Annotated in this window: 28 protein-coding genes and 1 other RNA gene; 18 read left to right on the top strand and 11 right to left on the bottom strand. The window is 63.2% G+C overall.

Going from position 1 to position 25,637, the window contains the following annotated elements:
- Positions 1-5 precede the first annotated feature (5 nt).
- The 6 genes from VG320_RS19360 to VG320_RS19335 all read left to right on the top strand — a co-directional run bounded on the left by VG320_RS19360 (position 6) and on the right by VG320_RS19335 (position 5,970).
- On the top strand, positions 6-956 hold the full coding sequence (locus VG320_RS19360; protein WP_327201692.1) for a LysR family transcriptional regulator: 951 nt from the start codon (positions 6-8) through the stop codon (positions 954-956).
- A 300-nt stretch (positions 957-1,256) separates the two neighbouring features.
- Positions 1,257-2,555 (top strand): Glu/Leu/Phe/Val dehydrogenase, encoded by a 1,299-nt coding sequence (locus VG320_RS19355; protein WP_327201691.1) that lies wholly within the window; start codon positions 1,257-1,259, stop codon positions 2,553-2,555.
- A gap of 286 nt (positions 2,556-2,841) precedes the next feature.
- Positions 2,842-3,735, top strand: coding sequence for a glutamate/aspartate ABC transporter substrate-binding protein (locus VG320_RS19350; RefSeq protein WP_327201690.1), 894 nt, complete (start codon positions 2,842-2,844; stop codon positions 3,733-3,735).
- A 95-nt stretch (positions 3,736-3,830) separates the two neighbouring features.
- Entirely contained in the window at positions 3,831-4,571 is a 741-nt protein-coding gene (locus VG320_RS19345; protein ID WP_327201689.1) for an amino acid ABC transporter permease, read from the top strand.
- Positions 4,571-5,248, top strand: a complete 678-nt coding sequence (gene gltK / locus VG320_RS19340) for a glutamate/aspartate ABC transporter permease GltK (RefSeq protein ID WP_103702205.1) — start codon at positions 4,571-4,573, stop codon at positions 5,246-5,248. Before VG320_RS19345 ends, gltK begins: the two co-directional genes overlap by 1 nt.
- Positions 5,245-5,970, top strand: a complete 726-nt coding sequence (locus VG320_RS19335) for an amino acid ABC transporter ATP-binding protein (protein WP_327201688.1) — start codon at positions 5,245-5,247, stop codon at positions 5,968-5,970. Before gltK ends, VG320_RS19335 begins: the two co-directional genes overlap by 4 nt.
- A gap of 121 nt (positions 5,971-6,091) precedes the next feature.
- On the opposite strand, the gene VG320_RS19330 is transcribed toward VG320_RS19335, so the two are convergent.
- Positions 6,092-7,012 (bottom strand): class II glutamine amidotransferase, encoded by a 921-nt coding sequence (locus tag VG320_RS19330; RefSeq protein WP_327201687.1) that lies wholly within the window; start codon positions 7,010-7,012, stop codon positions 6,092-6,094.
- Positions 7,013-7,309: 297 nt separating this feature from the next.
- Here VG320_RS19330 and pyrC point away from each other — a divergent pair, with 297 nt between their 5' ends.
- The 3 genes from pyrC (at position 7,310) to rnpB (ending at position 9,709) form a co-directional block, all read left to right on the top strand.
- The gene (pyrC, locus tag VG320_RS19325) at positions 7,310-8,365 is read left to right on the top strand and encodes a dihydroorotase (RefSeq protein ID WP_327201686.1); all 1,056 of its coding nucleotides are present in this window, start codon (positions 7,310-7,312) and stop codon (positions 8,363-8,365) included.
- 50 nt (positions 8,366-8,415) lie between these two features.
- Positions 8,416-9,273 carry a DUF3025 domain-containing protein gene (locus tag VG320_RS19320; RefSeq protein WP_327201709.1) on the top strand — a complete coding sequence of 286 codons (858 nt, stop codon included), beginning with the start codon at positions 8,416-8,418 and terminating at the stop codon, positions 9,271-9,273.
- A 24-nt stretch (positions 9,274-9,297) separates the two neighbouring features.
- Positions 9,298-9,709, top strand: an RNA gene (rnpB, locus tag VG320_RS19315) — RNase P RNA component class A.
- Positions 9,710-9,780: 71 nt separating this feature from the next.
- Here rnpB and VG320_RS19310 read toward each other — a convergent pair.
- Positions 9,781-10,203, bottom strand: coding sequence for an OsmC family protein (locus VG320_RS19310; protein WP_103702197.1), 423 nt, complete (start codon positions 10,201-10,203; stop codon positions 9,781-9,783).
- Between the two features lie 649 nt (positions 10,204-10,852).
- Here VG320_RS19310 and rplM point away from each other — a divergent pair.
- The 3 genes from rplM (at position 10,853) to erpA (ending at position 12,298) form a co-directional block, all read left to right on the top strand.
- Complete coding sequence (gene rplM, locus VG320_RS19305; protein WP_027816869.1) at positions 10,853-11,281, top strand: 50S ribosomal protein L13; 429 nt, start codon at positions 10,853-10,855, stop codon at positions 11,279-11,281.
- An 11-nt stretch (positions 11,282-11,292) separates the two neighbouring features.
- Positions 11,293-11,685: a 30S ribosomal protein S9 gene (gene rpsI, locus VG320_RS19300; RefSeq protein ID WP_027816868.1), complete on the top strand. Its 393-nt coding sequence runs from the start codon at positions 11,293-11,295 to the stop codon at positions 11,683-11,685.
- A gap of 247 nt (positions 11,686-11,932) precedes the next feature.
- On the top strand, positions 11,933-12,298 hold the full coding sequence (erpA, locus tag VG320_RS19295) for an iron-sulfur cluster insertion protein ErpA (protein ID WP_103702193.1): 366 nt from the start codon (positions 11,933-11,935) through the stop codon (positions 12,296-12,298).
- 77 nt (positions 12,299-12,375) lie between these two features.
- Here erpA and VG320_RS19290 read toward each other — a convergent pair whose 3' ends face one another.
- Positions 12,376-13,524 (bottom strand): anhydro-N-acetylmuramic acid kinase, encoded by a 1,149-nt coding sequence (locus VG320_RS19290; protein ID WP_327201685.1) that lies wholly within the window; start codon positions 13,522-13,524, stop codon positions 12,376-12,378.
- 278 nt (positions 13,525-13,802) lie between these two features.
- On the opposite strand from VG320_RS19290, the gene VG320_RS19285 reads away from it, so the two are divergent.
- From VG320_RS19285 to VG320_RS19260, 6 genes are all read left to right on the top strand, one after another.
- A complete protein-coding gene (locus tag VG320_RS19285; RefSeq protein ID WP_327201684.1) occupies positions 13,803-14,081 on the top strand; it encodes a type II toxin-antitoxin system RelE/ParE family toxin in 279 nt (92 codons plus the stop codon).
- A gap of 15 nt (positions 14,082-14,096) precedes the next feature.
- Positions 14,097-14,423: a HigA family addiction module antitoxin gene (locus VG320_RS19280; RefSeq protein ID WP_103702913.1), complete on the top strand. Its 327-nt coding sequence runs from the start codon at positions 14,097-14,099 to the stop codon at positions 14,421-14,423.
- A gap of 103 nt (positions 14,424-14,526) precedes the next feature.
- Positions 14,527-15,780 (top strand): tyrosine--tRNA ligase, encoded by a 1,254-nt coding sequence (gene tyrS / locus VG320_RS19275; RefSeq protein WP_327201683.1) that lies wholly within the window; start codon positions 14,527-14,529, stop codon positions 15,778-15,780.
- Positions 15,777-16,229: a D-aminoacyl-tRNA deacylase gene (dtd, locus tag VG320_RS19270; protein WP_327201682.1), complete on the top strand. Its 453-nt coding sequence runs from the start codon at positions 15,777-15,779 to the stop codon at positions 16,227-16,229. The genes tyrS and dtd overlap by 4 nt, the downstream gene beginning before the upstream one ends.
- Positions 16,226-16,909, top strand: a complete 684-nt coding sequence (locus VG320_RS19265) for a histidine phosphatase family protein (RefSeq protein ID WP_327201681.1) — start codon at positions 16,226-16,228, stop codon at positions 16,907-16,909. Before dtd ends, VG320_RS19265 begins: the two co-directional genes overlap by 4 nt.
- Positions 16,910-17,239: 330 nt before the next feature.
- The gene (locus VG320_RS19260; RefSeq protein ID WP_327201680.1) at positions 17,240-18,385 is read left to right on the top strand and encodes a branched-chain amino acid ABC transporter substrate-binding protein; all 1,146 of its coding nucleotides are present in this window, start codon (positions 17,240-17,242) and stop codon (positions 18,383-18,385) included.
- Positions 18,386-18,476: 91 nt separating this feature from the next.
- Here VG320_RS19260 and VG320_RS19255 read toward each other — a convergent pair whose 3' ends face one another.
- From VG320_RS19255 to VG320_RS19220, 8 genes are all read right to left on the bottom strand, one after another.
- A complete protein-coding gene (locus tag VG320_RS19255) occupies positions 18,477-19,421 on the bottom strand; it encodes an oxygenase MpaB family protein (RefSeq protein ID WP_414696076.1) in 945 nt (314 codons plus the stop codon).
- A gap of 41 nt (positions 19,422-19,462) precedes the next feature.
- On the bottom strand, positions 19,463-20,548 hold the full coding sequence (gene ruvB / locus VG320_RS19250) for a Holliday junction branch migration DNA helicase RuvB (protein ID WP_327201679.1): 1,086 nt from the start codon (positions 20,546-20,548) through the stop codon (positions 19,463-19,465).
- Positions 20,549-20,693: 145 nt separating this feature from the next.
- Entirely contained in the window at positions 20,694-21,275 is a 582-nt protein-coding gene (ruvA, locus tag VG320_RS19245; protein WP_327201678.1) for a Holliday junction branch migration protein RuvA, read from the bottom strand.
- Positions 21,276-21,379: 104 nt separating this feature from the next.
- Positions 21,380-21,922, bottom strand: coding sequence for a crossover junction endodeoxyribonuclease RuvC (gene ruvC / locus VG320_RS19240; protein WP_327201677.1), 543 nt, complete (start codon positions 21,920-21,922; stop codon positions 21,380-21,382).
- Positions 21,923-22,075: 153 nt separating this feature from the next.
- Positions 22,076-23,641: a bifunctional phosphoribosylaminoimidazolecarboxamide formyltransferase/IMP cyclohydrolase gene (purH, locus tag VG320_RS19235; RefSeq protein WP_327201676.1), complete on the bottom strand. Its 1,566-nt coding sequence runs from the start codon at positions 23,639-23,641 to the stop codon at positions 22,076-22,078.
- Positions 23,642-23,714: 73 nt separating this feature from the next.
- Positions 23,715-23,948: a Fis family transcriptional regulator gene (locus VG320_RS19230; protein ID WP_027816854.1), complete on the bottom strand. Its 234-nt coding sequence runs from the start codon at positions 23,946-23,948 to the stop codon at positions 23,715-23,717.
- Positions 23,945-25,009: a tRNA dihydrouridine synthase DusB gene (gene dusB, locus VG320_RS19225; RefSeq protein WP_327201675.1), complete on the bottom strand. Its 1,065-nt coding sequence runs from the start codon at positions 25,007-25,009 to the stop codon at positions 23,945-23,947. The genes VG320_RS19230 and dusB overlap by 4 nt, the downstream gene beginning before the upstream one ends.
- A 232-nt stretch (positions 25,010-25,241) precedes the next feature.
- The coding region (locus tag VG320_RS19220) for a type II toxin-antitoxin system VapC family toxin (protein WP_327201674.1) at positions 25,242-25,637 on the bottom strand (396 nt) is incomplete at its 5' end.

The raw sequence follows: 25,637 nt of genomic DNA, 5'->3' as shown, positions 1-25,637 counted from the left end.
ACCGCATGGAACTCAAATGGCTCGAAGACTTCGTTTCGCTCGCGGAAACGCATAGTTTCAGCCGCTCCGCTGAGATGCGCCACGTCACCCAGCCGGCGTTCTCGCGCCGCATCCAGGCGCTCGAAGCGTGGCTCGGCACTGAACTGATCGATCGTTCGGTTTATCCCACGCGCCTGACGTCGGCGGGCCAGGTGTTCTACGAGCAGGCGCTGGCGATGCTGTCGCAGTTCCACGAAGCGCGCACGGTGTTGCGCGGCCACACGGCCACGCCCGCCGCGACGATTGAATTTGCGGTGCCGCACACGCTTTCGCTCACGTATTTCCCGCGCTGGCTGCAGCGCATCGAGGCGCAACTCGGCCGCATCCATACGCGTTTGCGCGCGCTAAATGTGCACGATGCCGTGCTGTCGCTGGTGGAAGGCGGCTGCGATCTGGTGATGGGCTACCACCATCCGAGCCATCCGGTGACGCTCGATCCGGCGCGCTACGACACGCTCACGCTCGGCATCGAATCGATCAGCCCGTATTCGGCGCCGCAGCGCGCCGGCCGTGCCCGCTACACGCTGCCGGGCACGCCCGACGCGCCCACGCCCTATCTCTCCTACACGCCCAACGCCTATCTTGGCCGCATGACCGAGGTGATCGTCGCCAATGCGCCGACGCGGCTCTATCTGGACCGCGTCTACGAAACCGACATGGCCGAAGGCCTCAAGGCGATGACGCAGGCTGGCCATGGCATCGCGTTCCTGCCGCACAGTGCCGTGGAAGAAGCCGTCGCGCAAGGCAAGCTGATCCGGCTTGATCGCGGCACGCGCGGCGCGCCCGAAGGCCAGTTCACGCTCGACATGGAAATTCGCCTCTACCGCGACAAGCTCGCTTCGCAGGGCGACGACGCTCGCGAAGCGCTGGTGCGCGCACTCTGGGACGCCGTGAGCCAGGAAATCGCGCGCGGGTAGATGCGCGAGAACACCGCATCGAGACGACCCTGCTGCGAGAACGGGCATGGTGGCGAAAGCCGCCATGCCCGTTTTCATTGGCGCACTGCTGTTTTGCGCGCCCCGTAACAATCATTGCGGCGTGTTGCCGCAGACCGCGCGAACCCGCTCAGGCCCGCCACTCCTGGCTTCCCGCGACACGTTCTTTCGATTTATCGAACGTTATGCATGAAAAGCATAACGTGATGAACAAACGGCATTGGCGTTCGTGAAGGCGTTTTCTGACAATTGCACCCACTTGTTCGATCGCTTGGAGCGTTCATGTCTTCCCAATCGCAGTCTGCAGTGTCTTCGGTTCCTTCCTACCTTCACGCCGACGCGCTCGGCCCGTGGGGCAACTATCTCCGTCAGGTGGATCGCGTCGCGCCGTATCTCGGCTCGCTGTCGCGCTGGCTCGAGACGCTCAAGCGTCCGAAGCGCATTCTGATTGTCGATTGCCCGATCGAACTCGATAACGGCACCGTTGCTCACTTCGAAGGCTATCGCGTGCAACACAACGTGTCGCGCGGTCCCGGCAAGGGCGGCGTGCGTTATCACCAGGACGTTACGTTGTCCGAAGTGATGGCGCTGTCCGCGTGGATGTCGGTGAAGAACGCTGCTGTGAACGTGCCGTACGGCGGTGCGAAGGGCGGTATCCGCGTCGATCCGCGCACGCTTTCGCGTGGTGAGCTTGAGCGCCTGACACGCCGTTACACCAGCGAAATCGGCATCATCATCGGACCGAACACCGACATTCCTGCGCCGGACGTCAACACGAACGAGCAGATCATGGCATGGATGATGGACACGTACTCCATGAACCAGGGCCAGACGTCCACCGGCGTCGTGACCGGCAAGCCGATCTCGCTGGGCGGCTCGCTCGGCCGTCGCGAAGCTACGGGCCGCGGCGTGTTCGTGGTCGGCTGCGAAGCGGCGCGTCGCAAGGGTCTGTCGATCGAAGGCGCACGTATCGCCGTGCAGGGTTTCGGTAACGTCGGCGGCATCGCTGCGCGTCTGTTCCAGGAAGCCGGCTCGAAGCTTGTCGCGGTGCAGGACCACACGGGTTCGCTCTACAAGTCGACCGGTATCGACGCTGACGCGCTGCTCGAGCACGTTGCGAAGACGGGCGGCGTGGCAGGCTTCGCTGGTGCCGACATGCTCGGCAACGACGAATTCTGGACCATCGAAACCGACATCCTGATTCCGGCCGCGCTGGAAAACCAGATCACGGAACACAACGCGGGCAAGATCCGCACGAAGATCATCGTGGAAGGCGCGAACGGCCCGACCACCACGGCGGCCGACGACATCCTGCACGACAAGGGCATTCTCGTGATTCCGGACGTGGTGGCGAACGCGGGTGGCGTGACCGTTTCGTACTTCGAGTGGGTGCAGGACTTCTCGAGCTTCTTCTGGACCGAAGGCGAAATTAACGAACGTCTCGAACGCGTCATGCGCGAAGCGTTCACGGCGGTCTGGCAAGTGTCGAGCGAGCAGGGCGTGTCGATGCGTACCGCAGCGTTTATCGTCGCATGTAAGCGCATCCTGATGGCGCGCGAAATGCGCGGTCTGTACCCCTGATCGATAGCGGCGCGCCAATTGCGCGTCGCGTCATCGCGAAGCGGTAAAAATTGCGCCGCCGGCTATCTCCGGCGGCTGACGGGCGGTCCCCACAAGGGGCCGCCCGTTTTGCATTTGTACTGTGAAAAACGTGTGAAAAAGGCTTCAGAAAGGGTACTTTCATGCGCCACGCAAGCATGCTTTAACGCGCCTTGTGCGTCCTTGCAACGCCAGGGTCGGCCTTTATTCTTTCAATAAAATTACTTTGCTACACTGGCCCCGATCCATGCCAAGAAGGAGATCACAGATGAAATTCAAAAAGGCCGCGCTCGTTCTCGCCACCCTCGGACTGGTCGCCGTCGGTGCACACGCGCAGGACTCGGGGACGCTCAAAAAGATCAAGGACACCGGTGTCATTTCGCTGGGTCACCGCGAATCGTCGATTCCGTTTTCGTACTACGACGACAAGCAGAATGTGATCGGCTACTCGCAGGACTTCGCGATGAAAATCGTCGAGACGGTCAAGGTTAAGCTGAATATGCCTAACCTCAAGGTCAAGATGGTGCCGATCACGTCGCAGAACCGCATTCCGCTGGTGCAGAACGGCACGATCGACATCGAATGCGGCTCGACCACGAATAACGCCGAGCGTCAGCAGCAAGCGGCCTTCACGAACACGATTTTCGTGATCGGCACGCGCCTGATGACGAAGAAAGATTCGGGCATCAAGGATTTCGCCGACCTCAAGGGCAAGACCGTCGTGACGACGGCGGGCACCACGTCGGAGCGTCTGCTGCGCAAGATGAACCAGGACAAGAACCTGGGCATGAACATCATCAGCGCGAAGGATCATGGCGAGTCGTTCATGACGCTCTCCACGGGCCGCGCGGTGGCATTCATGATGGACGACGCGCTGCTCGCGGGCGAGCGCGCCAAGTCGAACAATCCGGGCGATTTCGTGATCGTCGGCACGGCGCAATCGCGTGAAGCGTACGGCTGCATGCTGCGCAAGAACGACCCCGAGTTCAAGAAGGTCGCCGACGACGCGATCGCCAAGGTCGAAACCTCGGGCGAAGCCGACGCGATCTACAAGAAGTGGTTCGAATCGCCGATTCCGCCGAAGGGTCTCAACCTGAACTTTCCGGAAAGCGACGACATGAAGGCGCTCTACAAGAGCCCGAACGACAAGGCTATCGACTGATCCAGGCCTTAAAAACCTGATCAGCGTGTAACACAGGACGGAAGAAGCGCACGAAAAAGCGGCGCTTCTTCCGTTCTTTTTGTTGGAGTCTCTTCATGTCCTATCACTGGAACTGGGGCATTCTGCTCAGCCCGGTCTCGACGGGCGAACCGACCACTTACCTCGGCTGGCTGATTTCGGGCCTGTGGGTGACGGTGTCGGTGTCGCTGTGCGCGTGGGTCATCGCGCTTGTCGTCGGCTCGTTCTTCGGCGTGCTGCGCACAATGCCGAACCGTTTCCTCGCGGGCGTCGGCACGGTGTACGTGGCGATCTTCCGCAATATCCCGCTCATCGCGCAGTTCTTCATCTGGTACTTCGTGCTGCCGGAACTCGTGCCGCCGTCGCTTGGCAATGCGTTCAAGCAACTGCCGCCGGGTGTGCAGTTCTTCTCGGCGTCGGTGATCTGCCTGGGCTTTTTCACTGCCGCGCGCGTGTGCGAGCAGGTGCGCTCGGGTATCAACGCGCTGCCGCGCGGCCAGCGCGCCGCCGGTTTCGCGATGGGCTTGACGCAGTGGCAGACGTATCGCTACGTACTCCTGCCGGTTGCGTACCGCATCATCGTGCCGCCGCTCACGTCCGAATTCCTGAACATCTTCAAGAACTCGGCGGTCGCGTCCACCATCGGTCTGCTCGATCTGTCCGCGCAGGCGCGCCAGCTCGTCGACTACACGGCGCAAACCTATGAGTCGTTCATTGCGGTCACGCTCGCCTACGTGCTGATCAATCTGATCGTCATGACGCTGATGCGCTGGGTCGAAGCAAAGACCCGGCTGCCCGGCTATATCGGAGGCAAGTGATGCATCATTTCGACTGGAGCGGTATTCCGGGCGCGCTGCCTACCTTGTGGACCGGCGCCATCGTCACCTTCAAGATCACGGTTTGCGCGATCGTCGTAGGCATTCTGTGGGGCACGCTGCTCGCGCTCATGCGACTGTCGGGCGTGAAGCCGCTCGAATGGTTCGCCAAGGGCTATGTCACGGTGTTCCGCTCGATCCCGCTGGTGATGGTGCTGCTGTGGTTCTTCCTGATCGTGCCGCAGGTGTTGCAGAATCTGCTGGGTCTCTCGGCCGATATCGACATTCGCCTGGCTTCCGCGATGATCGCGTTCTCGCTGTTCGAGGCCGCGTATTATTCGGAGATCATTCGCGCGGGCATCCAGGCGGTGCCGCGCGGGCAGGTCAACGCGTCGTTCGCGCTGGGCATGCGTTATGGTCAGGCGATGCAGTACGTGGTGCTGCCGCAGGCGTTTCGCGCGATGGTGCCGCTGTTGCTCACGCAGGCCATCGTGCTCTTTCAGGACACGTCGCTCGTCTATGTCATCAGTCTCGCCGACTTCTTCCGCACGGCCACCAATGTGGGCGATCGTGACGGAACGATGGTCGAGATGGTACTGTTCGCGGGCGCATGCTATTTCGTGATCTGCGTGATCGCGTCGAGCCTTGTGAAAGGACTTCAGAAAAAGGTCGCAAGATGATTTCAATTAAGAACGTTTCGAAGTGGTACGGCCAGTTCCAGGTGCTGACCGACTGCACGACGGAAGTGAAAAAGGGTGAAGTGGTGGTGGTGTGCGGGCCGTCGGGCTCGGGCAAGTCCACGCTCATCAAGACCGTCAACGGACTCGAGCCGTTCCAGCAGGGCGAGATCCTCGTGAACGGCCAGTCGGTGGGCGACAAGCGCACCAATCTGTCGAAGCTGCGCGCGAAGGTGGGTATGGTGTTCCAGCACTTCGAGCTGTTCCCGCATCTGTCGATCACCGAAAATCTCACGCTTGCGCAGATCAAGGTGCTCGGCCGCAGCAAGGACGAAGCCACGCAAAAGGGCTTGAAGTTGCTCGATCGCGTCGGCCTGCGCGCTCATGCCGATAAATTCCCCGGCCAGCTTTCGGGCGGTCAGCAGCAGCGCGTGGCGATTGCACGCGCGCTGTCGATGGATCCGGTCGCAATGCTGTTCGACGAACCCACCTCGGCGCTCGATCCCGAGATGATCAACGAAGTGCTCGACGTGATGGTTGAGCTGGCCCAGGAAGGCATGACCATGATGTGCGTGACGCATGAAATGGGCTTTGCGAAGAAGGTCGCGCACCGCGTGATCTTCATGGACCAGGGCGCGATCGTCGAAGACGACCGCAAGGACGACTTCTTCGCCAATCCTAAGTCGGACCGCGCGAAGGATTTCCTCGCCAAGATCCTGCACTGATTCTTGCACTGAGGCCGTTGCACGCTGCGTTCTGCGGAACGTGGCGCCAGCAACGAAAAAGCCGCGCAGCCCATGGGCTTGCGCGGCTTTTTTTATCCGGCAATCTGGTTTGCAGGCAGCCTTATTCGCCCCAGCTCTGCAAGGCGGCGACGGCTTCCGCATCGACTTCGCCCGGCTGCTGCGCGCACGGCGAAACGCGCGATGCGCTCGCGGACGCGTCCAGCGACGGGTTGTTCAGCTTGTCGAGCACCTTTTGCGGCACTGGCACGCGCGTCTGCGCGATCACCTCGCCGTGCTGGAACATCAGCAGGTCGCCGGGGGCGAAGCGGGTCCAGACTTCGTTGTCGGTGAGCGGGGCGGTGGCGATCACGGCCACGCGGTCTTCAGGCGTGGTGTATTTCGCGAAGTCGATCGACACGTCGGCGTCCACCAGATGCGCGGTCGAGAACGGCCAGCGGCGCACCAGATAGTGCAGATGCGTCGAGCAGTGCGCGAAAAGCGCCTGGCCGTTCGACATCAGGAAATTGAACACGCCAAACTGCGTGATCTCGCGAGTGAGCGTTTCGAGCGCGGCGAACAACTCGTCGAGCGGCGGCTGCGAGCCCGGAAACGCCTTGCGCAAACCTTGCAGCAGCAGGCAGAAGGCGCGCTCGCTGTCGGTGGTGCCGACTGGCTGATAGACGTCGGTGAGAACGGGATTGAAATCCTGCAAGTCGCCGTTGTGCGCGAAGATCCAGTGACGGCCCCACAGTTCGCGCTGGAACGGGTGACTGTTCTCCAGCGAGCAGCCGCCCTGGGTGGCCTTGCGGATATGCGCGATGGTGTTGCGCGACTTGATCGGATAGCGCTTGACCATCTCGGCGATGGGCGAGCGCGCCGACGCCTCGTTGTCGATGAAGAGACGGCAGGCCTTGTCCTCGAAGAACGCGATCCCCCAGCCGTCGGCGTGGTGGTCGGTGGCGCCACCGCGCGCCGCGAATCCGGTGAAGGAGAACGTGACGTCCGTCGGCGCGGCGCAGTTCATTCCGAGAAGTTGGCACATGGCGCGTGTCTGATGCTGTCTGAAGCTGTGATGCCGCGGGCAATGCCGGGCCGAGACGGCCCGAATCTGTCAGCATGACCCGGTACAATGATGATTTTCCAAGCATATCACCGGGCTGCGGCGCGCCAATACGAAATTTGTCGGATGCTTTCCCGCCCTGCGCGAAAGCGTTGCGGGACAAGCGTGTGCGCCGGGGTTGGCTGTCGTGTGCGCGCGACGCCTTGCCATCGCCATGCCCGCTGGTTGCCCGATGGTTGCCTGTGTCGACCCCACCGCGCATCACGTATCAGACTAGCCATGAACGCTTCCACCCCCACGACTCTTACGCTCGCCCGCCCCGACGACTGGCACCTGCACGTGCGCGACGGCGCGATGCTGGCGGCGGTCCTGCCGCACACCGCGCGCCAGTTCGGCCGCGCGATCATCATGCCGAACCTGAAGCCGCCGGTCACCACGACCGAGCAGGCCGCCGCATACCGTGAGCGCATCCTCGCGGCGCTGCCCGCAGGCGTGAAGTTCGAGCCGCTCATGACGCTGTATCTCACCGACAACACGCCCGCCGAGGAAATCCGCCGCGCGAAGGCGAGCGGCTTCGTGCACGGCGTGAAGCTGTATCCGGCGGGCGCGACCACCAACTCGGACGCGGGCGTGACCGACATCCGCAAGTGCGCGAAGGCGCTGGAAGCGATGCAGGAAGTGGGCATGCCGCTGCTCGTGCACGGCGAAGTCACGAGCCCCGACATCGACCTGTTCGATCGCGAGAAGGTCTTTATCGACCGCGTGATGACGCCGCTGCGCCGCGATTTCCCGGGCCTGAAGGTGGTGTTCGAGCACATCACGACCAAGGACGCCGTCGATTACATCCGCGCCGATAACGCCGCGCCCGGCCTGCTGGGCGCGACCATCACGGCGCATCACCTGCTGTACAACCGCAACGCGATTTTCCTCGGCGGTATTCGTCCGCATTACTACTGCCTGCCGGTGCTCAAGCGCGAAACGCATCGCGTGGCGCTGGTCGAGGCGGCGACGTCGGGCGACGCGCGTTTCTTCCTCGGCACCGACAGCGCGCCGCACGCCAAGGGCCTGAAGGAACACGCCTGCGGTTGCGCGGGTTGCTACACGGCACTGCACGCACTCGAGCTTTATGCCGAAGCGTTCGACAACGCAGGTGCGCTCGACAAGCTCGAAGGCTTCGCGAGCTTCTTCGGCGCGGACTTCTACGGCCTGCCGCGCAGCGCTGAAACCGTCACGCTGCGCCGCGAGGACTGGACGCTGCCGGCGGAAATCGAAGCGGGCGGCGTGCCTGTTGTGCCGCTGCGTGGCGGCGAAACGATCGGCTGGAAGCTGGATTGAGCCAGTCGACGCCCGGCGTGGCGAATGAAGCGATCGATGCGAGCGCATCGATGCCGTTTCAGTTGCCACCGAAGTCGCCGCGCCGAAGCCTCCCCGAAGGCAGTTTCGCCGACATCGACTGGTCGTACCCGTGGTTCGCCCAGCACGAAGCGCGTGGACGTCGCTGGCAGCAGGCCGCGCTGGCGGGTTACGCACGTTATCTGGAAGAGCTGAACGCCGATGCGCGCGCAGCCGGTCATCGCACGGGCCGCGGTCAGGCGCTTGGCTTCATTGCGCAGGACGATCTGCCGGAGGGTGCGTCCTACGAAGGCCACATCGCCGCGACGGGCGGGGTGCCCACGCGCCACAACCTGCACGACTTCTTCAACGCGCTGCACTGGTTCGCGTTCCCGCGCATCAAGGCAGCGCTCAACGCGCGCCAGGCCGATGCGATCGACGTGCTGGGTGTGGGCCCGACGCGCGGCGGCGTGCGCGACGCGCTCACGCTGTTCGACGAAAACGCCGTGCTGTTCGCGAGCGCCGACCCCGCGCTCACGCAGGCGCTGCGAGATTTCGACTGGCGCGCGCTGTTCATCGCGGGGCGCGCGAAGTGGGATTGCGCCTGCGAAGTGCGCGTGTTCGGTCACGCGCTGCTCGAAAAATTGATCGCGCCCTATGTGGCGTGTACGGCGCACGCGTGGGTCGTCGATGTGCCGGAAGCCTATTTCACGTGGCCGCGCGCGCAGCGCAACGCGTATCTGGACGATCAGGTGAGCACGGCGCTCGCCGCCGATGCCAATCTGGGCGGGCGCAGCTTCGCGCCGCTGCCCGTGCTGGGCATTCCGGGCTGGTGGGCGGCCAACGAAGATCCTTCGTTCTACGACGATGCCTCGGTGTTTCGGCCGGGGCGGCGTCAGCGTACGCGCTGAAGGCGTGCTAATATCGCGCCTCGCAAAGCAGGCCAGGCAGTCGCGGCCCCGAAACTTCGGTCGAGGGGGCGAGGAAAGTCCGGACTCCACAGGGCAGGGTGATGGCTAACGGCCATCCGTGGCGACACGCGGAACAGGGCAACAGAGAACAGACCGCCGATGGCCCGATTTCGGTCGGGATCAGGTAAGGGTGAAACGGTGCGGTAAGAGCGCACCGCGTCTGCGGCGACGTAGACGGCACGGTAACCTCCACCCGGAGCAATTCCAAGTAGGCAGGCGCGCATCTTCGGGATGCAGGATGGGGCCCCCATTTCGTCTGCGGGTAGGAAGCTTGAGCGCGTCAGCAATGGCGCGCCTAGAGGAATGGCTGCCACGCGCGTCGCGTCTTCGGACGCGGCGTGTGCACAGAATCCGGCTTATCGGCCTCGCTTTGCAGCCTTATTCATGCAAAAAGCCGGCGCGGTTCATTGAGAACCGCGCCGGCTTTTTCTTTTTCGCTCGCTAGTCTTACGCAGCGACGATCTCGAACGTATGCGTGATCTCGGCGGTCTTGCCGATCATGATCGACGCCGAGCAGTACTTGTCGTGCGACAGGTTGATTGCGCGCTCGACGGTGGCGGGGTTCAGGTTCTTGCCCGTCACGGTGAAGTGGAAGTGGATCTTCGTGAAGACCTTGGGATCTTCGCTCGCGCGCTCGGCCTTGAGCGTCACGTTGCAGCCGCTCACTTCCTGGCGGCTCTTCTTCAGGATCAGCACCACGTCATAAGCCGTGCAGCCGCCCGTGCCCAGCAGCACCATTTCCATCGGACGCGGCGCGAGGTTGTGGCCGCCGCCTTCCGGAGCGCCGTCCATGTTGACCAGGTGGCCGCTGCCCGTTTCGGCGGCGAAAGCCATGCCATCCTGACCCATCCAGCTCACTTTGCATTCCATGCGTTTGCCCCTGCGCAAATTATCTCGATTCAGCTGGCATTGTAGCCCGCGTCCTACTGGTATGTCCGGGGGGACATGGCGCATGCCGATCATGCGCTTCGCTTGAATGTTGCGGCGCGATAGCGCGCTCGCAAGGGAATTTCCCTCTCGTAATTAGGGGTTTCGCTCTAGCGTCTTGAGACGCATCTTGGCCTGAATTCGTCTAACGCAATGATTTTCAATGAAATTTTCGATCATGTCGCGAAATTCTTGCGTTTCACATTATGGTTTTTACTTTCACAATGCAAATTCTCTTGCGTCGCACAAGCCTGATCGGTATAGTGACTTCCATTGGTTGTCGTGCTTCACGACACCTCAGCATGTCTCCTCCACCCTCCTCCAAAGAGTGGATTAAGCCCGAGCAAACGCGCTTGGGCTTTTTTTCGTCCGCGTGTTTTGCACCCGCGGGGGCGTCCGCCGCAGAAATTTTGACGGCGCTTCAAATTTCCCTTTATAATCTTATGTTTCCCGCACCATGCCCGCGGGGAAGCTGGGCCATCTCGCAGCTTGCTGCTGGAAGTCCAGACCAGGGAGAGCCTGCGCCGGCGCCAACGAGCGTCACTACACAAGCAGGACCGAATCAGGGCACAAGTTATTTTTTGGATCGATCATGAAGACTTTTTCCGCCAAGGCACATGAAGTGCAGCGCGAATGGTACGTGATTGACGCGACGGATAAGGTTCTCGGCCGTGTCGCCAGCGAAGTGGCACGCCGTCTTCGCGGCAAGCACAAGCCTGAGTTCACCCCGCACGTCGACACTGGTGATTTCATCATCATCATCAACGCCGGCAAGCTGAAGGTCACGGGCAACAAGACGACCGACAAGAAGTACTACCGTCACTCGGGCTACCCGGGCGGTATCTACGAAACGACGTTTGGCAAGATGCAAGAACGCTTCCCGGGCCGCGCGCTCGAGAAGGCCGTGAAGGGCATGCTGCCGAAGGGCCCGCTGGGCTACGCGATGATCAAGAAGCTCAAGGTCTACGCAGACGCAACGCATCCGCACTCGGCTCAACAGCCGCAGGCGCTCGAGATCTAAGGGGAGCCCATATGATCGGTAACTGGAATTACGGTACGGGCCGCCGCAAGAGCGCAGTCGCACGTGTCTTCATCAAGGCTGGCAAGGGCGATATCATCGTCAACGGCAAGCCTATTGCTGACTACTTCTCGCGCGAAACGTCGCTGATGATCGTGCGTCAACCGCTGGAACTCACGAACCACGGCGCGACGTTCGACATCAAGGTGAACGTGACGGGCGGTGGCGAAACCGGCCAGGCCGGCGCAGTTCGCCACGGCATCACGCGCGCGCTGATGGACTACGACGCAACGTTGAAGCCGGAACTGTCGAAGGCTGGCTACGTTACGCGTGACGCACGTGAAGTGGAACGTAAGAAGGTCGGTTTCCACAAGGCACGTCGCCGCAAGCAGTTCTCGAAGCGTTAATCCCAGATTCACGCTTTGTGGTCCATGCGCTCCTCGCGGAGGCGCATGGCTGCTGCAAGAACCGCCTCGCGCAGGAATGCGCCTGGCGGTTTTTTCGTCTATGAGAAGCATCTACACGCGCCACTTGTTTGACCCATATTGAGATGTGGCTCAAACAAGTGGCGAGAAACCCTTGATTTCCTGGGCTTAAGCACGATCTCAGGAACAGCCCTACAATAGCGGCAAGAAGCTTTTTTGGAGAGTTCGAATGAACGCTGTCACCGAGACCCCCGTGACTGAAATGCCCGGTCCCTTCGTTTTTACCGACGCAGCGGCTGACAAGGTCAAGCAACTGATCGACGAGGAAGGCAACCCGGAGCTGAAGCTGCGCGTGTTCGTGCAAGGCGGCGGCTGCTCGGGCTTCCAGTACGGATTCACGTTTGACGAGGCCGTCAACGAAGACGACACCGTGATGAACAAGAACGGCGTGCAGTTGCTGATCGATTCGATGAGCTACCAGTACCTCGTCGGCGCCGAGATCGACTACAAGGACGATCTGAATGGCGCGCAGTTCGTCATCAAGAACCCGAATGCCTCGACCACCTGCGGTTGCGGCTCGTCGTTCTCGGTCTGATCGAATCCGCTCGATCCGGCTGGCAGTCAAAAAAACGGGGCTTCGGCCCCGTTTTTTATTTGCGTATCGATTTTAAATCAGCGCGGATAAATCGCGCCCAGCACGCGCTCGCCCGCTGCGCCCGTCACGGCCGGCAGATTGCCGGGCTCGCGTGCCATGCAACGCATCGCCAGCCAGGCGAAGGCGAGTGGCTCCACCTGCTGCGGCGGCACGCCCAGCGACTCGGTCGTCATGACCGGCACGCCACCCGTTTCCAGCGCCTTCTGCAAGGCTTCCATCAGCGCGGGATTGCGCGCGCCGCCGCCGCACACATAGACCGCGCGGCAATCGCCCGCATGACGCTCGATCTCGCGCGCAACGCTCACCGCAGTGAGCGCCACGAGCGTGGCCTGCACATCGGCGGGCGTCAGTGACTCGAAACCCTTCAACTTTTCGTCGAGCCATTGGGCATTGAACAGATCGCGCCCCGTGCTCTTGGGCGGCTGCTGCTCGAAGAACGGCTCGTCGAGCAGCACGTTCAATAGCGGCTGATGCAGATTGCCGCTTGCCGCGAACTGGCCGTTCTCGTCGTAGGGCTTGCCCAGATGGCGCTCGGCCCAGAGGTCGAGCAGCGCGTTGGCTGGGCCGCAGTCGAAGCCACGCACCGCGCCCGTCGCGCTCAGCACCGTGATATTGCTGATGCCGCCGAGATTGCAGACCACACGCGTGTCCTCCTGCGAGCCGAATACCGTCGCATGAAAAGCCGGCACGAGCGGCGCGCCTTGGCCGCCCGAGGCGACATCGCGGCTGCGAAAGTCAGCGATCACGTCGATATGTGCGAGTTCGGCGAGCAGCGCGGGGTTCTGGATCTGCACCGTGAAGCCCTTTTCTGGCCGATGACGGATGGTTTGCCCATGCGCACCGATGGCGCGCACCTCGTCGGCGGACAGATTGCCCGCGCGCAGCAACTCGTGGCAACACACCGCATAGCGCGCGGCGAGGGCGTTGCCCGCGAGCGAGGCGCGCTCGATTTCGTTTTCACCGGGCTGTTGCAGCGAGAAGAGCGCGTCGCGCAGACCCTGCGCAAAGCCGACGAAGGCCTCGGCCAGCACCACGGGCCGCTGTCCATGCTCGAAACGCACGGCGATGCCGTCCACGCCGTCCATGCTGGTGCCCGACATCAGACCGAAATACACGCCGTCGCCCGGGTGTGCGCTCTCATCTTTCTGTGCGTCGCGTGCCGCCACGTTGTGCTCCTTTCGTGAATGCGAGGAAGAGATTCCGACGAAGATTATCGCGGCAATGGCCGTTCGGCGTAAGCCATCCGGCTGGTTGTGGCGCGCGCTGTGAAATGGGACGCTGATGGGCATCGCTTGCGGCTGGGGAAGACGCGGTGCTTGAGCGCGATCAATCTATGGAAGTTGGCTCATTGACCTCGAAGGCGTCGATTCGTATAGTGAGGCTATACGCTACACAGGTTCCCAGCCGCTGTGAGCTTTCTTCAATTCGCACTGTCTGGGGAAGCATGATCACATCGTGGAAGCACAAAGGCCTGCGGGATTTCTTCTTCACGGGCAACAAGGCGGGCATCCGGCCCGATCACGTACCGCGGCTGCGGCGGCAACTGGCGCGGCTGGACGAGGCGCAGGCGCCGGAAGACATGAACGTAGCGGGCTGGCGTTGCCACGCGCTGGAAGGCAGTCTCGGCGGCCATCACGCGGTTAGCGTGAGCGCCAACTGGCGGCTGACGTTCCTGTTCGAGCGCGGCAACGCACTGCTTGTCGATTACCACGACTACCACTGAAAAGAGGCGGCGACGATGAAGGACCCGAAGGTAACGCATGGTGATATCCGCATGCACAATCCGCCGCATCCGGGCGAAACGCTGCGTGAGGACATCCTCCCCGAACTCGGCCTGACGGTGACCGATGCGGCCGCCCAGCTGGGCGTCACGCGCGTTGCGCTTTCGCGCGTGCTCAACGGCCGGGCGGGAATTTCACCGGAAATGGCGTTGCGGCTGGAGCAGTGGCTGGGCGCGGAAAACGGCGCGCGTGCCGATCTCTGGCTTGCACAGCAGGCGGCCTACGATCTCTGGCAGGTGCGCTCGAAGGGCTTGCCACGCGTGGAGCCGGTCGTGCGCGAATGATCGCTGGAGTGAGCAAACCTGGCCCAAACCTCGGCCCTGCGTGTCGAATCACGTAAAATCGCGGTCTAGACTCCAGACTTAACGACATCGAACCGATCGAAGCATGAGCACCGACTCCACTCCCAATAGCGCGGCGAAAGACGCCTTTCCGGTCACCGACGAAGTCCGTCACGCGCTCGCCGTCACCAAGCGCGGCGTCGACGAACTGCTGATCGAAGAAGAATTCCAGCAGAAACTGGCACGCAGCGCCGCCACCGGCAAGCCGCTGCGCATCAAGCTCGGCCTCGATCCGACCGCGCCCGACATTCACATCGGCCACACGGTCGTGCTCAACAAGATGCGCCAGTTGCAGGATCTCGGCCACACCGTGATCTTCCTGATCGGCGACTTCACCTCGCTGATCGGCGACCCGTCGGGCCGCAACGCCACGCGCCCGCCGCTCACGCGCGAGCAGATCGAATCGAACGCCAAAACCTATTTCGAGCAGGCCGCGCTCGTGCTCGACCGCGAAAAGACCGAGATCCGCTACAACAGCGAATGGTCGATGCCGCTCGGCGCCGACGGCATGATCAAGCTCGCGTCGCGCTACACGGTCGCGCGCATTCTGGAGCGCGAGGACTTCACCAAGCGCTTCCAGGGCGGCGTGCCCATCTCGATCCACGAATTCCTCTATCCGCTGATGCAGGGTTACGACTCGGTCGCGCTCAATGCCGACCTCGAACTCGGCGGCACGGACCAGAAGTTCAACCTGCTCGTCGGTCGTGAGTTGCAGAAGCAGTACGGCCAGGAACAGCAGTGCATTTTGACGATGCCGCTGCTCGAAGGCCTCGACGGCGTCGAAAAGATGTCGAAGTCGAAGCACAACTACGTCGGCATCAGCGAAAAGCCCAACGACATGTTCGGCAAGCTCATGTCTATCTCGGACACGCTGATGTGGCGCTACTTCACGCTGCTGTCGTTCCGTCCGATGGACGAGATCGAAGGCTTCAAGCGTGAGATCGACGCGGGCCGCAATCCGCGCGATTTCAAGGTGCTGCTGGCGCAGGAAATCGTCGCGCGTTTTCACTCGCAGAACGACGCAGAACGCGCGCTCGAAGACTTCAATCACCGCGCCAAGGGCGGCGTGCCGGACGATATCCCTGCGGTCACGCTCGCGGGCGCGCCGCTCGCGATCGGCCAGTTGCTCAAGCAGGCCGGCCTCGTGCCGTCGACCAGCGAAGCGCTGCGCAATATCGAGCAGGGCGGCGTGAAGATCGACGGCGCAACCGTGTCGGACAAGGGCCTGAAGGTTGAAGCGGGCGAGTTCATCGTGCAGGTCGGCAAGCGTCGCTTCGCGCGCGTCACGCTCACCGCATGATCGCGCTGATCCAGCGCGTGCTGCGCGCCGACGTCCGGGTGCAGGACCGCGTGACGGGCGAGATCGGCCAGGGGCTGCTCGCGCTCGTCTGCGCGGAGCGCGGCGACACCGAGGCCAACGCGGACAAGCTGCTCGCGAAGCTGCTCGGCTATCGCGTGTTCAGCGACGCGGCCGGCAAGATGAATCTGCCGGTGCAGAACATCGACGGCAACGGCACGGCGGGCGGCCTGCTGCTGGTGTCGCAGTTCACGCTGGCGGCCGATACCAACAGCGGCCTGCGTCCGAGCTTTACGCCCGCCGCGCCGCCTGACGAAGGGCGGCGTCTGTTCGATTACTTCGTCGGCGCTGCGCGGGCGAAGCATCCCACGGTCGAGACCGGCGAATTTGGCGCGGACATGCAGGTGTCGCTCGTCAACGACGGGCCCGTCACGTTCTGGCTGCAAACATGACGACGCAAATCCTCTTCATCCGCCACGGCGAAACCGACTGGAACCGCATCAAGCGCATCCAGGGGCACATCGACATTCCACTCGCGACGAGCGGTGTCGAACAGGCGCAACGGCTCGGCGAACGTTTTGCGCAGCAAGCGCGCGACGGCGTTCGGCTCGATGCGATCTGGTCGAGCGATCTGTTGCGCGCGCAACAAACTGCACAGCCGATCGCGCAGGCGCTGGGCCTCACGGTTCAACTCACCGAAGGCCTGCGCGAGCGCAACTACGGCGCGTTCCAGGGCCACGACAGCGACGAAATTGCGGATCGTTTTCCCGACGAATACGCGCACTGGCAAACACGCGATCCGGGCTTCGCGCCGCCCGACGGCGAATCGCAGCGCGAGCTTTATCATCGCGTGCTGCATGCGCTGGAGCCGATCCTCGCGAAGCACCCCGAAGGGCGCATCGCCTGCGTGGCGCACGGTGGCGTGCTCGACTGCATCTATCGTTTCGCCAATGACATCGGGCTTGAAGCACCGCGCGCGTGGCCGCTGCTCAACACGAGCGTGAACACGGTCGATTTCGAGCGGGACGGCGCACATCTCAAGGCGCGCGTGGTTTCCTGGGGCGACGTCTCGCATCTGCCAGGCAAGAGCGCCGACGACGGCCTCAAGCGCACGCCCGAACCGGGCCGCTGAACCGGCCATCGTTTTACCTCCTGTATTTCCGCGCGCCGCGCTCCCTTACCAGGACCGGCGTGCGCGTCAAGCTTTCTTCCTGCCGTTTGTTCACAAAGCGTTTCTGACGCGCGAACGCCTGCCGTTCAACGAACGCGCCTGATACCATTCTTCCGACCTTTGCGCCTAGCCGCGCCGGTGGGGCCTCGCAGCGACTCTCGACGCATGCGCTTGCCGGCCGTGCGTTGAAGAGGAACGCGCGCGCACCACGCGCTGTTGGTGCGGCAAAGCCTGGGTTGCAGAAAAAAGCCGTTTCTAGAACGAGTTTTAAAAAACACGCAGGAGATTTTCATGACGTTCAAGCTTCACAAACTGTTGCCGGTGAGTGCTGCCGTACTGGCGTTCGGCGCGATGTGCGCCAATGCGTCCGCTGACCAGGTCGTCAAGATCGGCCACGTCGGTCCGCTCACGGGCGGTTCGGCCCACCTCGGCAAGGACAATGAGAACGGCGCGCGCCTCGCCGTCGAAGAAATTAACGCGAAGGGCCTGACGATCGGCGGTCAGAAGATCACGCTCGTGCTCGACGCCCAGGACGACGCCGCCGACCCGCGCCAGGCCACCCAGGTCGCGCAAAAGCTCGTCGACGACAAGGTCGTGGCGGTGATCGGCCACCTGAATTCAGGTGCATCGATCCCGGCTTCGAAGATCTATAGCGATGCCGGCATCGTGCAGATCTCGCCGTCGTCGACCAATCCGTCGTACACGCAGCAGAACTTCAAGACGACGTACCGCGTCGTGGCGACCGATGCGCAGCAAGGTCCGGCGCTGGCGAATTACGCGGCGAAGAGCCTGAACGTGAAGACCGTTGCCGTGGTCGACGATTCGACCGCTTATGGCCAGGGCCTCGCGAACGAATTCGAGAAGACCGCGAAATCGCTCGGCCTGAAGGTCGTCTCGCACGACGCGACCAACGACAAGGCCGTGGACTTCCGCGCGATTCTCACCAAGATCAAGGGCGAAAACCCCGACGCCATCATGTACGGCGGCATGGACGCCACCGGCGGCCCGTTCGCCAAGCAGGCGCGCCAGCTCGGCCTGCGCGCGAAGGTGCTGGCGGGCGACGGCGTCTGCACGGAAAGCCTCGCGCAGCTCGCGGGCACGGCTTCGGACAACATCGTCTGCTCGCAGGCCGGCATGGCGCTCGAACGCATGGACGGCGGCGCGGTGTTCGCGGCGAAGTACCAGAAGCGCTTTGGCCATGCGATCGAATTCGACGCGCCGTTCACCTATGACGCGGTCTACATCGTCGTCGATGCGATGAAGCGCGCGAATTCGACCGACCACGCCAAGGTCCTCGCGGAAATCCCGAGCACCGACTACAAGGGCGTGATCGGCGAGACCGTGTTCGATTCGAAGGGCGATCTCAAGCACGGCGTGATCTCGCTCTACAACTACAAGGCAGGCAAGAAGACGCTGCTCGACGTGGTGAAGATGTAACGTTCCCGGACGTTGCAGATAAAACGGCCAGGACGCGCGAGCGGCTGGCCGTTTTTCGTTGCGTGGGCAACGTTCAGATCGTGAGGCGCAATCAGGAAGAGGGCGGCATCGCGGCGCGGCGGCGCGCGCGTTTGGATACGCCGTTCACGAGCGCCCAGCGCAGCACCGGCGCGACTGCGCGCATGCCGGGCAGCACCACGGTGCGGCGCGCGAGCGTGAAGCGATCGAACCCGAGCATTGCCTGTGCAAACGGCGGCAACAGATCAATGCCTGCCTGGCGCATCAGCGCGCCCGCCGGACGCATGGCCGGGCGCGGCGCGGGCGCTTCCATCAGTACGCGCACGACTTCGCGGGTGCGCTCGCTTGCGACCAGTTCGGGCTGCATCGCCTGCAGATACGCGGTGATTTCGGCGCGCGAACGCGGCACGCTGCTCGCGCCGAGTCGTTCCGCAATCTGCGCGACTTCGGCGTAGTACTGATCCTGCAACGCGCCCGAGAGCGCTGGATTCACGTAGCGCAGATACGCGGCCAGAAAGCTCGACACCTCGGCGACGTGGACCCAGGTGAGCAGCGCGGGATCGCTCGCGCGATAGGGGCGGCCGTCGGGCGCGGTGCCCGTCACGCCCTGGTGGATGCTCTTTACGCGCTCGATGAGCGCGAGTGCATCGGCGCGGCTGCCGTAAGTTGTCCCCGCGATGAACGTAGCCGTGCGGCGCAGGCGGCCAAGAATATCGGTGCGAAAGGTGGAATGGTCCCACACGCCCGCGAGCGCGAGCGGATGAAGCGCCTGCAGCAGCAGCGCGCTGATGCCGCCCGCCATCATGCCGGCGAAATCGGCGTGCACTTTCCAGCAGATCGCTTCGGGCCCGAACAGGCCCGGATCGCCCGGCGGATTCGAGTAGTCGAGCTTCGGGCCGCTGCCGGTGGTGAGATGCGTGACGCTTTCGGCGAGCGTCATGCGCAGGCGCTGCGCGAACTGAGCGGCGAAACCTTTCGGTTCGGGAGCGTCGTGGCGGCGGCCTGCGTGATCGGACATGATGGTGGATTCGCTCGCGGCGGTTTAGCGGCCCGCGCGGCTTACGCCTCGTTCGGGTCCCAGTCGCCGCCGGAAGAGGTGCCGTCGGGCACGGTCAGGCCGAAGTGGCGATAGGTCATCTGCGTGGCCACGCGCCCGCGCGGCGTGCGTTGCAGGAAGCCTTGCTGGATCAGATACGGCTCCAGCACGTCCTCGATGGTGTCGCGTTCCTCGCCGATCGCAGCGGCCAGGTTGTCCACGCCCACCGGGCCGCCATCGAACTTGTAGAGGATCGCCTCGAGCAGCTTGCGGTCCATCAGATCGAAGCCGACGGGATCGACGTCGAGCATGCGCAGCGCCGCATCGGCCACCGTCGCGGTGATGTTGCCGTCGGCTTTGACTTCGGCGTAATCGCGCACGCGGCGCAGCAGACGGTTGGCGATACGCGGCGTGCCGCGCGAGCGGCGTGCGATTTCCAGCGCGCCCTGCGGATCGATCTGCGCGCCCAGCAGCGCAGCGGAGCGCTGCACGATGCGCGACAGCTCGCTGGCGTTATAGAACTCCAGCCGCGACACGATGCCGAAGCGGTCGCGCAACGGGTTCGTGAGCATGCCCGCGCGCGTGGTCGCGCCAACCAGCGTGAACGGCTGCAGATCGAGCTTCACGCTGCGTGCGGCCGGTCCTTCGCCGATCATGATGTCGATCTGATAATCCTCGAGCGCCGGATACAGGATTTCCTCGACGACCGGCGAGAGCCGGTGGATTTCGTCGATGAACAGCACGTCGTTGGCTTCGAGATTGGTGAGCAGCGCGGCGAGGTCGCCCGCGCGTTCGAGCACCGGGCCCGACGTTTGACGCAGGCTGACCCCCATTTCGCGCGCGATGATGTGCGCAAGCGTGGTCTTGCCCAGACCCGGCGGCCCGAACAGCAGCACGTGGTCGAGCGGTTCGGAGCGGCGCTTGGCGGCTTCGATGAAGATTTCGAGCTGGCCGCGCACCTTTTCCTGGCCGACGTATTCGTCGAGCTGGCGCGGACGCAAGGCGCGCTCGAACGCTTCTTCGCCGGACGAGGCGGGCGTGGGGGCAATCACGCGGTCGGCGCCAGCGCCCGTTGCGCGATTCGCGGCGAGTTTGTCGGTTTCGATCATCCAGCGATTGTACCGCGCGCCTGGCGCCCAGGACGCCGCGGTTTCCAGCTCTGGAACGGCTTCGGAAGGACGGTGCAACTAACTGCCAGCCCGCGCCGGCAAGCCTTGGGCGCGCATGCTACGCGCCCAGGCATTCAAGCCGGAATCAGGCTTTGGAGAGCGCCTTCAGCGCAGCCTTGATGCCATCGGAGACGCCCGAGCCAGCCGGCACGTTCTTGATCGCCGCGAGGCCTTCTTTCTCCGAATAACCGAGTGCGAGCAGCGCGTTGAGGATGTCGTTCGCGTGATCCGACGGCGAGGCCGCCGCGGCCATCGCGCCCAGGTCCGCGCCGAGCTTGCCCTTGAGTTCGAGCAGCAAGCGCTCGGCCGTCTTCTTGCCGATGCCCGGCACGCGCGTGAGGCGCGCGGAATCCTGCATCGTGATGGCCTGCGAAAGATCGCCCACGCTCATGCCCGAGAGGATCGCCAGCGCCATGCGCGCGCCGATGCCGGTGATCTTGAGCAGTTCGCGAAACGTGGCGCGTTCTTCGATGGTGGCGAAGCCGAACAGCAGATGCGCGTCTTCGCGCACGATCATCTGCGTGAGCAGCACGACGCGCTCGCCGCAGCCGGGCAGGTTGTAGAACGTGCTCATCGGCACATCGACTTCGTAGCCGACGCCGTTGCAGTCGATGAGCAGGTGCGGCGGGTTCTTTTCCAGCAATACGCCGGCAATGCGACCGATCATGGCAGGTTCAGTGATAAGAGAAAGCGGAGAGTGTAGCGGAGCGCACGAAGCGCCAGGAGTCGGCCATTCGGCCAGTCAAACGTGCAACGGCCATCAGCCGCTCATTAACCAATAAGCCGGCCGCGTCGCACGCGCACGCCTTTCTTCGCCAGCGCAGGCGCGAGGCCTCCTAGCGTGGCGAGCGTGTCGCCGCTGTGCGCGTGGCAGATCGCCATGCCGAGCGCGTCGGCGGCGTCGGTGCTGGGTATGCCGGTGAGGCACAGAAGCCGCACGACCATCTGCTGCATCTGTTCCTTGGTCGCGCGTCCGTAGCCCACCACCGCCTGTTTCAGTTGCAGCGCGGTGTATTCGGCCACCGGCACGCCGCCGGAAACGAGGCCGCAGATCGCCGCGCCGCGTGCCTGGCCAAGCAGCAGCGTCGATTGCGGATTGACGTTGACGAAGACCTTTTCGATCGCGGCCTGATCGGGCGCGTGCTGGCGGACCAGCGTGGACACGCTTTCGAAGATGGTGCCCAGACGCGCGGGCAGATCGGCATCGGCGGTGCGGATGACGCCGCTTGCGACATACGTGAGCTGATGGCCGTGACGCTCGATCACGCCAAAACCGGTCACGCGCAAGCCGGGGTCGATGCCGAGAATTCTCATGAAATGCTGAAAAAACGAGTGTGCCTGCGATGGTACAACGAACGGCGCGCTTGTCGCGAGCCCGCCATGCCCTGCTGGAGCGCAAAGAAAAAGCCCGCTGGACGTGCGGTCCAGCGGGCCTTTACGAATACTGCCGCGAATACTGCGTGCCGATCAGTGACGGAAGTGGCGGATGCCCGTCATCACCATGGCGATGTTGTGCTCGTCGGCGGCGGCGATCACTTCGTCGTCGCGCATCGAGCCGCCCGGCTGGATCACGCAGGTCGCGCCCGCGTTGACCACCACGTCCAGACCGTCACGGAACGGGAAGAACGCATCCGACGCCACTGCCGAACCCGCCAGTTGCAGGCCCGCGTTTTCCGCCTTGATGCTGGCGATGCGCGCCGAGTCCACGCGGCTCATCTGGCCCGCGCCCACGCCCATCGTCATGCCGTTCGCGCAGAACACGATGGCGTTGGACTTCACGAACTTCGCGACGCGCCATGCGAACAGCAGATCGTCCATTTCCTTGGGCGTCGGGTGACGCTTGGTGACGACGCGCAGTTCGTGCGGCTGCACGTTCTTCGAGTCGAGCGATTGCACCAGCAGACCGCCGCCCACGCGCTTCAGATCGAACGCGTTATGGCCTTCACCCAACGCGATTTCGAGCAGACGCACGTTCTGCTTCGCTGCGAACACGGCCTTGGCCGCATCCGAGAACGACGGCGCGATCAGCACTTCGACGAACTGCTTCGACACGGCTTGCGCCGCGGCTTCGTCGACTTCGCGGTTAAAGGCGATGATGCCGCCGAACGCCGAGGTCGGATCGGTCTGGAACGCCTTCGAATACGATTCGAGCGCGTCCTTGCCGACCGCCACGCCGCACGGGTTCGCATGCTTGACGATCACGCAGGCGGGCACGTCGAAAGTCTTCACGCATTCCCACGCCGCGTCGGAGTCAGCGATGTTGTTGTACGAGAGTTCCTTGCCCTGAAGCTGCGTGTAGTTCGCAAGCGCGCCGGCGGGCGAGGCCAGATCGCGGTAGAACGCAGCGCTCTGGTGCGGGTTTTCGCCGTAACGCAGATCCTGGACCTTGTCGAACGCGAGGTTCAGCGTGGCGGGATAAGCGTTGCGCGACTTGTGCTCCAGCGCTTCGGTCAGGCTCGTGAGGTAGTTCGTGATCGCACCGTCGTACTGCGCGGTGTGCGCGAATACCTTGGTCGCGAGGCGGAAGTTGGTCGCGTAGCCCACGTTGTTGCCGTTTGCGCGCATCTCTTCCAGCACCTTGGCGTAATCGGTCGGGTCGACCACAACCGTCACGTCACGATGGTTCTTCGCCGCCGAGCGCAGCATCGTCGGGCCGCCGATGTCGATGTTCTCGATCGCGTCTTCCAGCGAGCACTCTTCCTTCGAGATCGTCTGGACGAACGGGTAGAGATTCACGACCAGCAGATCGATCGTCGGGATGTCGTGCTTTTCGAGCGCTGCCATGTGTTCCGGCAGGTCGCGGCGCGCGAGGATGCCGCCGTGGACCTTCGGGTGCAGCGTCTTCACGCGCCCATCGAGCATTTCCGGGAAGCCGGTGTAATCGGCCACTTCGGTAACGGGAAGGCCCGCGTCCGCGAGCAGTTTCGCGGTGCCGCCGGTCGAGAGGATCTTGACGCCGAGGTCCGACAGCGATTTCGCGAAATCGACGATGCCTGACTTGTCGGAAACGGAGATGAGCGCTTGCTTGATCATGATGGGGGAGAGTTGCCGGGAGATCGAGGAAGAAGCGCTGGAAGTCCAGATGTGCGGCGGGCCGCGACGGCTGTTACAGCAGGCCGTGCTGCTGGAGCTTCTTGCGCAGCGTATTGCGGTTGATGCCGAGGTACTCGGCGGCCAGCGACTGATTGCCGCCGGCCTGCTCGAGCACCACCTCGAGCATCGGTTTTTCGACGCACGCCATCACCATTTCATAGACGTCGTGCGGATTGCTGCCGTCGAGATCCTGGAAATAGACTCCCAGGCTATCGCGGACGGATTGTTCGATATTGTGCTTGCTCATGCTGCCAGTCGATCGGTAGGTTCGCGCTCGCCTTGTGCGCCGTTCTCGTCGTCTTCGTAGACGAGGCGCTCGGAAACGGCCTTCTGCTCGTCGAAGAACTGATTGACGGCGGCGAGTTGTTCGCGTGTGGTGTCCAGCGTGTTCATGCGATGCCGGAACGCGTTGGCGCCGCAAAGGCCGCGAGTGTACCAGCCGATATGCTTGCGCGCAGTACGCACGCCCGTAAACTCGCCATAAAACGCGTAGTGGTCCTCCAGATGCTCGTTCATGATCATCTGGATTTCGTCCACGCGCGGCGACGGCAACAGCTCGCCAGTGGCAAGAAAATGCTCGATTTCGCGGAACAGCCACGGACGCCCCTGCGCCGCGCGGCCGATCATGATGGCGTCCGCGCCGGTGACGGCGAGCACGTGTTGCGCCTTTTGCGGCTTCGTTATGTCACCGTTAGCGACTACCGGGATGCGCGCCGCAGCCTTCACCGCCGCAATCGTTTCGTACTCGGCTTCGCCGTGATAGAGGTCGGCGCGCGTGCGGCCGTGCACGGTCAGCATCGAAATGCCGCTTTCTTCGGCGATGCGCGCGATGGTGAGCGCGTTCTTGTGATCGCGATCCCAACCGGTGCGGATTTTCAGCGTGACGGGCACGGCATCTGGCCCCACGCCAACGGCGTCCACCACCGACTTAACGATGCGCGCGACGAGCGGCTCGTTTTGCAGCAGGGCGGAACCGGCGGCCACGTTGCAGACCTTTTTGGCCGGGCAGCCCATGTTGATGTCGATGATCTGCGCGCCGTTTGCGACGTTATACCGCGCCGCTTCGGCCATCATTTCTGGGTCGGCGCCGGCGATCTGCACGGAAATCGGCTCGACTTCGCCCGCGTGATTGGCGCGGCGCATGGTCTTTTCGCTCTTCCAGAGCTGCGCGTTGGAAGCGACCATTTCCGACACGGCGTAGCCCGCGCCGAGGCGCTTGCACAACTGGCGGAAGGGCCGGTCCGTTACGCCCGCCATGGGGGCGACGAACAGGTTATTGCGCAGGGTGTGGCGGCCGATTGTGAACATGATGCGCGACAAAAGCGGCAGCGCGCCCGGCTGGCTCCGACAAAAGTCGAAGGCGTTGGCGCGGCTGCAACTCGAATTGGGGAAACGCGTATTTTAGCGTTAACGAGATGCGAGGGCTTGAGTCGCGGACCCTGGTGTTGTTTGGGGTGGCGGTCTGAACGATCGCGGACCGGATGAAAAACCCCTCCGACCCTCTGTCGAGACGGATTGCGTTCGGACGACTCGCGCCTTCTTAGGCGCTGGCCTGCCAGTCCTCGATAAGCAGACCTTCGACGCGCGCAAACTCGCGCACGTTGTGCGTCACCAGCACGAGTTGGCGAGCGCGCGCCTGCCCGGCGATGAGTGCGTCGTATGGACCTATCGGAGAGCCAGCCGCAGAAAGATGCGCGCGAATTTCGCCGGCATGCTGCGCGTCTTCCACGTCGAACGAGACAACTTCGAATTGAAGTGCGTTGACACGCTCCACATTTTCAACGGAGCGGTGGCTTTTGTAGGCGCCAAAGTAGAGTTCATGTGCAACGATCGAAGGCAGCCCAAAATCGCTGGGGGAGTGTTCGTGCAGACGCGCCAAAACCGTTGAATGACCTTTGAGGATCGCGATAACCGTATTCGTATCCAGCAGGAATTT

This window comes from Paraburkholderia sp., assembly GCF_035948235.1.
Lineage (GTDB): Bacteria > Pseudomonadota > Gammaproteobacteria > Burkholderiales > Burkholderiaceae > Paraburkholderia.
The sequence above is the reverse complement of the archived record's forward strand: the minus strand, read 5'-3'. Positions and strand labels throughout refer to the sequence as shown.

Coding starts and splice junctions, on each gene's coding strand:
- VG320_RS19260 (WP_327201680.1), top strand. CDS start 17,240: ATGACGTTCAAGCTTCACAAACTGTTGCCGGTGAGTGCTGCCGTACTG.
- rplM (WP_027816869.1), top strand. CDS start 10,853: ATGAAGACTTTTTCCGCCAAGGCACATGAAGTGCAGCGCGAATGGTAC.
- VG320_RS19360 (WP_327201692.1), top strand. CDS start 6: ATGGAACTCAAATGGCTCGAAGACTTCGTTTCGCTCGCGGAAACGCAT.
- rpsI (WP_027816868.1), top strand. CDS start 11,293: ATGATCGGTAACTGGAATTACGGTACGGGCCGCCGCAAGAGCGCAGTC.
- tyrS (WP_327201683.1), top strand. CDS start 14,527: ATGAGCACCGACTCCACTCCCAATAGCGCGGCGAAAGACGCCTTTCCG.
- VG320_RS19285 (WP_327201684.1), top strand. CDS start 13,803: ATGATCACATCGTGGAAGCACAAAGGCCTGCGGGATTTCTTCTTCACG.
- purH (WP_327201676.1), bottom strand. CDS start 23,641: ATGATCAAGCAAGCGCTCATCTCCGTTTCCGACAAGTCAGGCATCGTC.
- ruvC (WP_327201677.1), bottom strand. CDS start 21,922: ATGAGAATTCTCGGCATCGACCCCGGCTTGCGCGTGACCGGTTTTGGC.
- ruvB (WP_327201679.1), bottom strand. CDS start 20,548: ATGATCGAAACCGACAAACTCGCCGCGAATCGCGCAACGGGCGCTGGC.
- VG320_RS19355 (WP_327201691.1), top strand. CDS start 1,257: ATGTCTTCCCAATCGCAGTCTGCAGTGTCTTCGGTTCCTTCCTACCTT.
- VG320_RS19255 (WP_414696076.1), bottom strand. CDS start 19,421: ATGTCCGATCACGCAGGCCGCCGCCACGACGCTCCCGAACCGAAAGGT.
- dusB (WP_327201675.1), bottom strand. CDS start 25,009: ATGTTCACAATCGGCCGCCACACCCTGCGCAATAACCTGTTCGTCGCC.
- VG320_RS19335 (WP_327201688.1), top strand. CDS start 5,245: ATGATTTCAATTAAGAACGTTTCGAAGTGGTACGGCCAGTTCCAGGTG.
- VG320_RS19230 (WP_027816854.1), bottom strand. CDS start 23,948: ATGAGCAAGCACAATATCGAACAATCCGTCCGCGATAGCCTGGGAGTC.
- pyrC (WP_327201686.1), top strand. CDS start 7,310: ATGAACGCTTCCACCCCCACGACTCTTACGCTCGCCCGCCCCGACGAC.
- VG320_RS19345 (WP_327201689.1), top strand. CDS start 3,831: ATGTCCTATCACTGGAACTGGGGCATTCTGCTCAGCCCGGTCTCGACG.
- VG320_RS19310 (WP_103702197.1), bottom strand. CDS start 10,203: ATGGAATGCAAAGTGAGCTGGATGGGTCAGGATGGCATGGCTTTCGCC.
- gltK (WP_103702205.1), top strand. CDS start 4,571: ATGCATCATTTCGACTGGAGCGGTATTCCGGGCGCGCTGCCTACCTTG.
- VG320_RS19280 (WP_103702913.1), top strand. CDS start 14,097: ATGAAGGACCCGAAGGTAACGCATGGTGATATCCGCATGCACAATCCG.
- VG320_RS19330 (WP_327201687.1), bottom strand. CDS start 7,012: ATGTGCCAACTTCTCGGAATGAACTGCGCCGCGCCGACGGACGTCACG.
- VG320_RS19265 (WP_327201681.1), top strand. CDS start 16,226: ATGACGACGCAAATCCTCTTCATCCGCCACGGCGAAACCGACTGGAAC.
- VG320_RS19320 (WP_327201709.1), top strand. CDS start 8,416: ATGCCGTTTCAGTTGCCACCGAAGTCGCCGCGCCGAAGCCTCCCCGAA.
- dtd (WP_327201682.1), top strand. CDS start 15,777: ATGATCGCGCTGATCCAGCGCGTGCTGCGCGCCGACGTCCGGGTGCAG.
- VG320_RS19350 (WP_327201690.1), top strand. CDS start 2,842: ATGAAATTCAAAAAGGCCGCGCTCGTTCTCGCCACCCTCGGACTGGTC.
- ruvA (WP_327201678.1), bottom strand. CDS start 21,275: ATGATCGGTCGCATTGCCGGCGTATTGCTGGAAAAGAACCCGCCGCAC.
- erpA (WP_103702193.1), top strand. CDS start 11,933: ATGAACGCTGTCACCGAGACCCCCGTGACTGAAATGCCCGGTCCCTTC.